Source organism: Haliea sp., from assembly GCF_040222615.1.
GTDB lineage: Bacteria > Pseudomonadota > Gammaproteobacteria > Pseudomonadales > Halieaceae > Haliea.
This window is the reverse complement of sequence record NZ_JAVKCQ010000051.1, coordinates 1-9,845: the sequence shown is the minus strand read 5'-3', so window position 1 is coordinate 9,845 and position 9,845 is coordinate 1. Positions and strand designations below refer to the sequence as shown.

General features: G+C 62.7%; 8 protein-coding genes. 4 read left to right on the top strand and 4 right to left on the bottom strand.

What is annotated here, in order from left to right:
* The 3 genes from RJQ10_RS04690 to aptA all read right to left on the bottom strand — a co-directional run.
* On the bottom strand, positions 1-606 hold a 606-nt coding region (locus tag RJQ10_RS04690; RefSeq protein ID WP_350144127.1), incomplete at its 3' end, for a CaiB/BaiF CoA transferase family protein.
* Between the two features lie 50 nt (positions 607-656).
* Positions 657-1,619, bottom strand: coding sequence for an AEC family transporter (locus RJQ10_RS04685; RefSeq protein WP_350144124.1), 963 nt, complete (start codon positions 1,617-1,619; stop codon positions 657-659).
* Between the two features lie 35 nt (positions 1,620-1,654).
* Positions 1,655-2,992 (bottom strand): omega-aminotransferase AptA, encoded by a 1,338-nt coding sequence (gene aptA, locus RJQ10_RS04680; RefSeq protein ID WP_350144122.1) that lies wholly within the window; start codon positions 2,990-2,992, stop codon positions 1,655-1,657.
* Between the two features lie 125 nt (positions 2,993-3,117).
* On the opposite strand from aptA, the gene RJQ10_RS04675 reads away from it, so the two are divergent.
* Positions 3,118-4,041, top strand: a complete 924-nt coding sequence (locus tag RJQ10_RS04675) for a LysR family transcriptional regulator (RefSeq protein ID WP_350144120.1) — start codon at positions 3,118-3,120, stop codon at positions 4,039-4,041.
* A gap of 9 nt (positions 4,042-4,050) precedes the next feature.
* Here the strand turns inward: RJQ10_RS04675 and RJQ10_RS04670 are convergent, their stop codons facing one another.
* Positions 4,051-6,390, bottom strand: a complete 2,340-nt coding sequence (locus RJQ10_RS04670) for an archaeosortase/exosortase family protein (RefSeq protein ID WP_350144118.1) — start codon at positions 6,388-6,390, stop codon at positions 4,051-4,053.
* 622 nt (positions 6,391-7,012) lie between these two features.
* On the opposite strand from RJQ10_RS04670, the gene RJQ10_RS04665 reads away from it, so the two are divergent.
* The 3 genes from RJQ10_RS04665 to RJQ10_RS04655 all read left to right on the top strand — a co-directional run.
* Positions 7,013-7,699, top strand: coding sequence for a glutathione S-transferase family protein (locus RJQ10_RS04665; protein WP_350144116.1), 687 nt, complete (start codon positions 7,013-7,015; stop codon positions 7,697-7,699).
* A 246-nt stretch (positions 7,700-7,945) separates the two neighbouring features.
* Positions 7,946-8,308 carry a hypothetical protein gene (locus RJQ10_RS04660; protein WP_350144113.1) on the top strand — a complete coding sequence of 121 codons (363 nt, stop codon included), beginning with the start codon at positions 7,946-7,948 and terminating at the stop codon, positions 8,306-8,308.
* A gap of 265 nt (positions 8,309-8,573) precedes the next feature.
* The coding region (locus RJQ10_RS04655) for a cation:proton antiporter (protein ID WP_350144111.1) at positions 8,574-9,845 on the top strand (1,272 nt) is incomplete at its 3' end.

The following is a 9,845-nucleotide window of genomic DNA, read 5'->3' as shown; positions in this document are numbered from 1 at the left end:
CGCCACGTCCACCACCTGCCCGGCACCGTCCTCCGTCTTGCCGCGCTGCAGCAGCGCCAGGGTAATGCCCAGGGCCGCGTGCAGGGCCGCGACCGTATCGCCCAGGCTGATATTGGGCCGCACCGGGGCCTGGCCGGGCTCGCCGTTGATGTAGCGAAAACCGCCAAAACCCTCGGTGACCGAGGCATAGCCGGGCTTGTTGGCATAGGGCCCGGTCTGGCCGTAGCCGGAGATGCGGGCGTAGACAAGGCGCGGGTTGCGGGCCTTCACCACCTCCGGCCCCAGGCCCCAGTCCTCCATCGCCCCGGGGCGGAAGTTCTCCACCAGCACATCGGCGGTATCCAGCAGTTGCAGCACCAGCTCGCGGCCCCGTTCACTCCTGAGGTCCAGGGTGACGCTCTTCTTGTTGCGCCCCAGACTGCGATACCAGAGCGAAGTGCCATCCTGGACCACGCGCCAACCCCGGATCGGGTCGCCGGCTGGAGGCTCCACCTTGATCACCTCGGCGCCAAAATACGCCAGGATGGTGCCGGTAAACGGCCCCGCCAGCAGCTGACCCAGCTCGATAACCCGCAAGCCCTCAAGCGGCCTGGTTCCTGTTGTCACCTGCTACCCTCCCGGAAAAAACGACGATTGTACCTGATCCGCTGTCGCCGTCAGACCGGCGCCGCCGCCAGGCCGGCAAGAATCAGCACGGCGAAGCCAAGCGTCACCGTGGCGATGGACAGGAGCGTGGTCAACACAATGATATTGGCCGCCAGGGTGCCGTCACCCCGCGCCGCCACCACCATGACAAAACTGGCCGCGGCCACCGGAGCACTCAGCAGCAGGAACATGACACCCAGCTGCATGGTGTCCACACCCAGGACCACTGCCACCAGCACCCCCAGCAGCGGGCCGACCAGCAGGCGCCAGAGCGCCGCCTCCCAGGTCACGCTGCCCGCAGTGCGCAGCACGCTGATCCGCAACGCCCCGCCGATACAGACCAGCAACAGGGGCAGGAAGAACTGTGACAGGCCCTGGCTCAACAGCGGCGTGAAGGATGGCAGCGGCCAGCCCGCAAGCGCCACCAGCACCCCACAGGCAATGCCTACCAGCAAGGGATTCGTGGCAATGCCCCGCAGCAGCCCCAGCAGCGAACGACTACCGCCGTGGGTCACCTGCAGGACCCACACCGCCAGCACGTTGTACAGCGCTGTGAGCACCGCGACCGGCAGGGCAGCCAGGACCAGTCCCTCCTCGCCGTAGGCGGTGTGACAGAGCGCGAAGCCGACCACGGCGAGATTGGAGCGAAAAGAGGCCTGGACAAAAATGCCCAGCGTCGGCCGGGGAAGAGCGCGCCAGTGCCCGTAGGTCCAGGCACAGGCCAAGGTCAGCAAGGTGGAGATAACACCCGCCAGCAGGTAGGTCGCCCCACCCAGCCCCGCAAAATCCACTCCGGCGGCGCTGATAAACAGCAGCAGCGGCAGGGCCGCCCTGAAGGCAAACCGGGAGACAGCATCGACATGGCGCTGCTGCAGCAGGCCCACCCGGCGCAGCAGCATGCCCAGCACCACCCAGCCGAAGGTGGGGATGCTGACTGAGAGCGCTGTCAGGATCAGCTGGGGAAGGTCAAACACCGGCAAACGTCAGGGGCCATGGCAAGGGGCCAGTATTATGCCAGCTCCCGCAGGGATTCTCCGAGCGCTGTCAGCAGGCTGTCGATTTCGGCCTTTTCGATCACGAAGGGCAATCCCAGCTGGATGGTGTCGCCGCCGTAGCGCACATAGAAGCCCTTCTCCCACATGCGCATGGCCACCTCGAAGGGGCGTCGCGCGGGCTCACCCTCATAGGGCCGCAGCTGCAGGGCGCCGGCGAAACCGTAGTTGCGGATATCAACCACGTGGGGCGCACCTTTCAGCTGGTGCAGCGCATCCTCGAAATACGGCGCCAGCGCCGCGACCCGGGCCGGGAGCTGCTCCTGCTCCAGGATATCCAGGGCGGCGATGCCCGCAGCACAGGCGACAGGGTGGGCGGAATAGGTGTAGCCGTGCGGGAACTCCAGCATGTAATCGGGGCCGCCCTGGGCCATGAAGGTGTCGTAGATCTCGGCCCTGGCGATCACCGCGCCCATGGGCACCGCGCCGTTGGTCAACTGCTTGGCGACGTTCATTATGTCGGGCACTACCCCAAACGCATCGGCGCCGGTCATGGCGCCGCAGCGGCCAAAGCCGGTGATGACCTCGTCGAAGATCAGCAGGATGTCGTGGGCGGTGCAAATGTCACGCAGGCGCTGCAGGTAGCCAGCGGGCGGCGGTATCACCCCGGCGGAGCCCGCCATTGGCTCAACGATCACCGCGGCGATGTTGCTGGCATCGTGCAGGGCTATCAGCTCCAGCAGCTCGTCGGCGCGCTGCCAACCCTGGCGCGGCATGCCGCGGGTAAACGCGTTCTCTGGCAGCAGGGTGTGGGCGAGGTGGTCGGCTTCCACCGCCTGGCCGAACAGTTTGCGGTTGGGCCCAATGCCGCCGACGGAAATGCCGCCGAAGTTGACCCCGTGGTAGCCCTTGGCGCGGCCGATCAGGCGCGTCTTGGCGGGCTGCCCCTTGAGGCGCCAGTAGGCCCGCGCCATTTTCAGGGCGGTGTCCGCGCACTCGGAGCCGGAGTTGGTGAAAAAGACGTAGTCCAGACCCTGCGGGGTCAGCGCCTTGATCCGGTTGGCGAGTTCAAAGGATTTCGGGTGGCCGTACTGGAAGGCCGGCGCGTAATCGAGAGTCGTCAACTGGCGGTGCACCGCCTCGGCAATCTCCGGCCGGTTATGCCCGGCACCACAGCACCAGAGCCCCGACAGGCCGTCGAGTATCCGGCGGCCGTCGTCGTCGATGAAGTACGCCCCCTCCGCAGCCACGATCATGCGCGGATCACGCTTGAACTGGCGGTTGCCGGTGTAGGGCATCCAGTGGGATTCCAGCTGCTCCCGGGTCAGTTTCTGGCTGGCAGGCATACGGGTCATGACACTCTTCCTGAGGGCGAATGCGCGTATTCTAGGCGCACCACAAGGTTGTATAAATCATTATCTATCGCCACTGAGATTCATTAATATGAAACTTTCAAGCAACCTGTACCGGAGGTGTTCTCATGTCCCGCAAAGCTCTGCTGGGCACAGTCACCGACAATGACCTGCGCCTGCTGCGGGTGTTCCGCGCGGTAGTCGCCTGTGGTGGCTTCGCTGCCGCGGAGCTGGAGCTGAACATCAACCGTTCCACCATCTCGCGCCATATCAAGGATCTGGAGACCCGTCTCGGGTTCACCCTGTGTCGCCGGGGCCGGAGTGGCTTTGCCCTCACCGACGAGGGCGCGCAATTCTACACTGCCGCGCAGAAGGTGATGGCGGCGCTGGAGGACTACCAGCACGACGTCAACGACATCAACCAGCGCCTGACCGGCTCGCTGGCCATCGCCATCTTCGACAAGACCGCCTCCAACCCCGCCTGCCATATCGACCGCGCCCTGGCGCTGTTTGATCAGCAGGCACCGGGGGTTCACCTGCAGATCCACGTCGAACCGATCAACGCGATCGAGCGCGGGGTCATGGAGGGCCGGTATCACCTGGGCATCATTCCCGACCACCGCCCGTCCAGCAGCCTCAGTTACCATCCCCTGTTTGACGAGCAGATGTACCTGTACTGCGGGGAGGGGCATTCCCTGTTCTCGCGCGCGGGCAAGGTACTGGAGGACAGCGAGATCCTGGCCAGCAAATACGTCGGCATCGGCTATCACTCTCCCAATATGGAGGTCACTCGCCAGCGCGGCCAGCACCGTGACGCCACTGCCTGGGACCAGGAGGCGGTCGCGCACCTGGTACTGTCCGGCCGCTACCTCGGTTACCTGCCCCAGCATTACGCCGACGGTTTTGTCAGCGCCGGCCGCATGTGCCCCCTGGCCAGCGACAGGTTCCAGTATGTCTGCCAGTTCAGCGCGATCCTGCGCCAGTCGCCACCCCCCCGCCGGGTGGTGGCGACCTTGCTGGAGGCGCTGGTGGAAGTGCATTCTGACGGCTGATCTAGCCTGCTACTTGCGCCCTGCGGCTTGCCCGCCAGCTGCGAAAGCGACATCTACGACCGTATTCCCGACCAGCCGGTGAATCTCGTCGAACCGGTCCGCCAGTCCAGAAGCCACCCCATCGCCTGAAGACTGGAAAGCGAGCATGCCAGTGACATCCCCGGAGCCCTGGAATCGCTGCCAACCGCTCATCAAGCGTTGCCGCAGTTTGGAACGGGTCAGTGTCTGCCCCACGAAATAAGTGTGGAAACTATGCCGGCTCTGCTCTTCACCGGCCCTGGTCCAGACCATTTCCGTGAACTCAACACATCCAACGACGCCACATTGACGGCGGTTGTGCGTGGCGGAATGGCGCCAGCCCTCTCCCTCCGGGCGCACCAACAAGGCTTCAGGCATGCGCCCGGCACTGGTGGCACTGGCATGGATTCGCGCATTCAGCCCAGGCGACACCGGCAGCTCGAGAAATCCTTCCGTAGCACTACCAACCCAGTGGCTGCCCCGATAATGCGCGGCGAGGTCGCGCAACGGCGTGCCAATTGCCCCAGCCTGTGCGGTTGGTATGGGGCCAAACCAGTGAAAGGTGCCGACGACCACAGCAACCAGTACTCCTGCAGCAGCTGGCGCGTAGCTGGAGCCCGGCCACTCAGAGCGCTCTCCCGGCCGCTGCCGATAGTCGGGCAGAGCCTCAGCCGGCAGGCGGCTGGCCAGAATAAGTAGCACGCCGAGTACGCCAAGCAGCAAAAACAGCTGTATATCGCCGTGATCCTCGAGGCTCATTTGGCTGCCATGGAGGTAGTCGAGACCAACGATCATGCAAACCCGCACCCCATTGCTCAGAATTGCAATCAGTCCAGCCAGGGCCGCAAACGCAAGCACTCGCACCAGAGAGCGATAGAGCATCGCGCCAAAACTGTAGCCGAGGAATCCGGCGAGGGTAAACGTCGCCAACCCGGCACAGGCGTCCACAACAACATACCGGTGTTGAGAGATATACACGGTGTAGCCGTCGCGGCTGAAAGGGAAATCCATCGCCAGGGAAAACCATTCGATCCAGCGTACCGTCAACTCCCGCAATAGTGGCTGCAGCAGGTCGCCGCTGGGCACGGCCAGAAACAGCAGCAGCATCACCGGCAACAGCCTGCGGTAAGTGACCCGGCCAAGAGTACAAAGAAGGACACCCTGGAGTGCCACTACCAGCGACAGGTGTTGACCGAGGCGAATATCTACAGCCGAGGAAACCACCCAAAGCGCCAGAGCAAAGGCCACCAGGGGTAAACCCGCGAGACCGTGGGCGGGATTTGTCTCCAGCAGAGTTTCGCGATGGTGCCAGCCCAGCAGGTAAACGAAGGTGGGCAACACCAGCCAGGCGTATTGATAAGGGTCGGCGTTAGTCCATAATTGCAATAAATCCTGAACAACAGGCCACATGGCCAACAGTACGAGCAGCACGCCGGTTGCGCCTTTTACAAGAGGGGGAATCCATTGGAGAGGAAACTCCGTGGCCACCGGAGCCGAAACCGAAGCCGAAGCCGAAGCCGAAGCCAAAGCCCGAGAATACGCTGCGCTTTGGCGTGTTCGGTATTCGAACGGTTGCAGCAATGCCGCGGCCAGAGTCGTGTCCGCCGGCTCACGGAACTGTTCCAGGCCCACGCGCTCGACGCGGGCCAGCGCAGGGTCGGTATAGGTACCGAACAAACGATCCCAAACTGAAAATATGCTGCCGTAGTTGGAGTCGGTCTGGAGCTGATGTTCGGAATGGTGAATCACGTGAACCGACGGGGTCACCAGCCAATAGCGTAGATACCGATCGACGCCCTCTGGTATTGTCAGCTTTGTATGGGTATACAGGGCACTCATGGTCCCCCAGAGAATGTAAATACCAAGCGCCAGGGGTGAAAGCCCCATTGAGAACAGCAGGATCAACATGACGATCGTGGTGAATGCCGACTCCAGCGGGTGGTGGCGCTGGCCGGTGGTCACATCCATCTCGGTGTCACTGTGGTGCACCAGATGCAGGCGCCACAACAGGGGTACCTCGTGCAGCAGGCGGTGCTCCCAGTATCGCCAGAAATCGAGCAACAGGAATACCGCGACGATCTCCACGCCCAGTGGCAAATTCAGATCAGCAACCAGGCCGCGTTCCAGATCAGCAGCCACGCTGACCAGATCCCCTCCCACAATCAGCGCCGGCGCTATACCCCCGCAAATCATCAATCCAATATTAGTGGACCAGCGATTCCAGGGAATGGCTGCACGTTCACCACCCTGTGCTAACCTTTCCAGCAGTAACAAGCCGAGGCCGACCGCAAACAGAAGCGCACCTGTCAGGCTAGCAACATCCAAGGCCATACCTCACCGCCGGGCAGGCGAACTTCCTGCCCAGCTTAACGGCTGTTTACTTGCGACGCTTTATCAGCTGAGCACCCACGACCAGGGTCAGTGCCGCAATGCCCGCGGCACCTCCTGCACTACCGGGCAAGGCTGCCGGTAAAACAGAACTCAACACTCCTCCGAGTTGGAGACCCAAATCAACTCCCAATGGGAGACCCGCGAAAGCCTGCTGGGTTAGGATAAACAAGCCTGCACCTACCAAGAGTTTTCTTATCATGTGCTTGCACCTCTAGGAATTGTTTTGCCCGCAAGGATACGTAAGCGGGGATTATCGTTGGCGAAGCCTGACGACAACGCCAAGAAAATACTACGCAAAAGGCGAACCAGAATAGTAAATTTCCAAGCTTTTTAGGAGGTTGCGCTATTAACGAAGACTACCCCGGGGCCATGATGTAAAATTTCCTGACAATGCTGGAATGCAAAGAGAGGGGGACTGCAAAACTTCCCCCACATACCGGCATTCGCGGACGCCACGCCGTGGCTGCGCTCATGGAACTATACAGGCGCCGTACAATACGCGGTCCTTCAACTACCAGCGCAGGCTGACCGAGCGCATGAAAGACATCTCAGGAGCAAGCAGATGCTGGAACTCTACATCGCCAACAAGAACTACTCGTCCTGGTCACTGCGCCCCTGGTTATTGCTGCAACAGCTCGAGATCCCCTTCCGGGAAAACCTGGTGCCCTTCCGCAGCGACGGTTCGGGCAACGGCTTCGACAGTTTTTCCCCCACCGCCAGGGTACCCTGCCTGCACGACGGCGAGACTGTGGTCTGGGACTCGCTGGCCATTACCGAATACCTGGCCGAACACGTGCCCCAGGTCTGGCCGGCAGACGCCAGGCCTCGCGCCTGGGCGCGCTGCGCCTCCGCGGAAATGCACTCCGGTTTCCAGGCCTTGCGCGATATCTGCGGGATGAACTGCGGTATCCGTGTGCGACTGAAGTCACGCCCCGACGCACTGGAAAAGGACCTGGCACGCATCGACGTACTCTGGAGCGAAGGCCTGAAGCGTTTCGGCGGCCCGTTTCTCGCAGGCCCTGTCTTTACCGCAGCGGATGCATTCTTCGCTCCCGTGGTGTTTCGTCTCCAGACTTACCAGCTGTCGCTGTCCCCCGCCTGCAACGAGTACGCCGCGCGCACGCTCGACTTGCCGGGGATGCGGGAGTGGTACGCTGCCGCGCTGGCCGAGCCCTGGCGCGACTCGGCCCATGAAGAGGAAGTTCAGCGGGTCGGGGAAGCGGTAGCGGATTTTCGCTCCGGCGCCTGAGGCTCCGGCAATAGGTCCGCACCGGGGAACAAACCGTTGGACCGCAGCCGGGCCTGCCGCCTCTCGATCCGCAAGGCGCCTGCCGGCAAGTATCATGGGCGGGTGAAAGGCCATTTCTGGAAAGATGAAAAACTGTTGCCTATACTTGTCGGCAACCTCTGTTCTGTCATTGTCATCCGGGCCAGGGGCGCACAATAGACACGCCACACCCAGAGGCACAACACAGCAGCAAGGGGGGGCCTTGCCATGAGCTACTCATCCAAAAGGATGTTCTCGTATGCGATGCTGGGACTCGCAGCCGTCGCAACAGCCGGCTGCGGCGGAGACCAGTCTTCGGCGAATAGCGACGATAAATGGTTTGCAGCATGGAATGTGGAGCAGTTATATGCAGCGCAGATCAAGATGGATGCGATCAATGCCGGCAGGCAGCCATTTGAGGCCGATACCAGCTGCAAGGCCATTCTGCCAATGGCTGAGAAGTCGTTGAGCGACACCAGCAATACCGGGACGTTTGTCCAGCTCATGTACAAAACCTGCAACGATGCGGGGCTAAAGTTTCAGAACAAGGCGCGGTGCGAAGCCGAACGGCTGCAAGTCCTGTGTCGATAAGGGCAGACGCCGGTGGACTCGCAGCGGGACTATAGCGCCCGGCGGGCACCGTTAAGTCGGCTTCGCGGTTAAAAAAGCCGGGCTTCCGGTCCAGGCAATAGCCAGCGAGCAGCGGCTGCGCGATGTCCGGCCCCCTGACCGGGGGCGCCAGTGTATCCAGGCCGCGAACCTCACCCTGCAACAGCGAAATTGCCAACACGCAACCCACATCATTGCGGTATGCTGGGCGCCATATTGACTGCCAGACACCAGAGGCCCCCTGCCCGTGGATCAAAACCTGTTGTACATCCTTGCCGCCGTGCTGGTACTTGGCGTTGGCGCCCAGTGGCTGTCCTGGCGCCTGAAACAGCCATCTATCCTGGCCCTCCTGGTGCTGGGCATTATCGCGGGGCCGGTCACCGGCCTGCTGCGCCCGGACGAACAGTTCGGCGACCTGCTGTTCCCGATGGTGTCCCTCGGCGTTGCCCTGGTGTTGTTCGAAGGTGGCATGACCCTCAAGTTCCGCGACCTCAAGGGCCACGGCCGGGTAGTGACCAACCTGGTCAGCTGGGGGGCCCTGCTGAACTGGCTGTTGATGGCGGCCGGCTGCTGGCTGCTGGCAGGTTTCTCCCCGCCCATCGCCCTGCTGTTTGCGGCGCTGGTGGTGGTCACCGGCCCCACGGTCATCAACCCGCTACTGCGCACCATGCGCGCCAAACCGCAGGTCAGCCAGGTCCTGCGCTGGGAAGGCATCCTCATCGACCCGGTGGGCGCCCTGCTGGCGGTGCTGGTGTTTCAGTACCTGCTGTCGGGCACCGATTCCTGGGCAGTGTTTGCCCAGAGTATCGGCGTCGGTCTGGTGGCGGGTTTCGCCGGCGCCATCAGCCTGGGTTTCGTGCTGCGCAAACACTGGGTACCGGAATATCTTGTCAACGTGCTGACACTCGCCTGGGTCGTCATGATGTTCGCGGGCAGCGACTACATCGCCCACGAATCCGGCCTGCTCACCGTGACCATCATGGGCATCTGGCTCGGCAACATGAAGGACGTGGGTGTCAGCGAAATCCTCAGCTTCAAGGAGAGCCTGTCGGTACTGATCATTTCGGTCCTGTTCATTGTCCTGGGGGCCCGGGTTGATCCACTGGACATTCTTGCCACCGGCTGGAACGGGGTGATCGTGTTGCTGGTGGTATTGCTGGCGCGGCCCATCGTGGTGTGGGCGAGTACCCTCGGCGGCAACTACAGCTGGCGGCAGAAGGCGCTGCTGAGCTGGGTAGCGCCGCGCGGTATCGTCGCCGCCGCCGTGTCCTCCCTGTTCGCGCTCCGGCTGGACGACCTGGGTTACCCCGGCGCGGCCGACCTGGTGGCGTATACCTTTCTTATCATTATCGCCACAGTGGTGCTGCAGAGCCTGACCGCGGGCGCCGCGACCCGGGCCCTTGGCCTGGCTGAAGCGGAGCCGAACGGCGTGCTGATCGTGGGCGCCAACGGTGTGGCGCGCGCCATTGCCCAAGCCCTGGTCCGGCAGGGGTTTCGGGTCAAGCTCGCGGACACTTCC

What these genes read in the sequence shown, in the direction of transcription:
- aptA (WP_350144122.1), bottom strand. Translation starts at nt 2,992, where the DNA reads ATGACCCGTATGCCTGCCAGCCAGAAACTGACCCGGGAGCAGCTGGAA.
- RJQ10_RS04675 (WP_350144120.1), top strand. Translation starts at nt 3,118, where the DNA reads ATGTCCCGCAAAGCTCTGCTGGGCACAGTCACCGACAATGACCTGCGC.
- RJQ10_RS04670 (WP_350144118.1), bottom strand. Translation starts at nt 6,390, where the DNA reads ATGGCCTTGGATGTTGCTAGCCTGACAGGTGCGCTTCTGTTTGCGGTC.
- RJQ10_RS04665 (WP_350144116.1), top strand. Translation starts at nt 7,013, where the DNA reads ATGCTGGAACTCTACATCGCCAACAAGAACTACTCGTCCTGGTCACTG.
- RJQ10_RS04660 (WP_350144113.1), top strand. Translation starts at nt 7,946, where the DNA reads ATGAGCTACTCATCCAAAAGGATGTTCTCGTATGCGATGCTGGGACTC.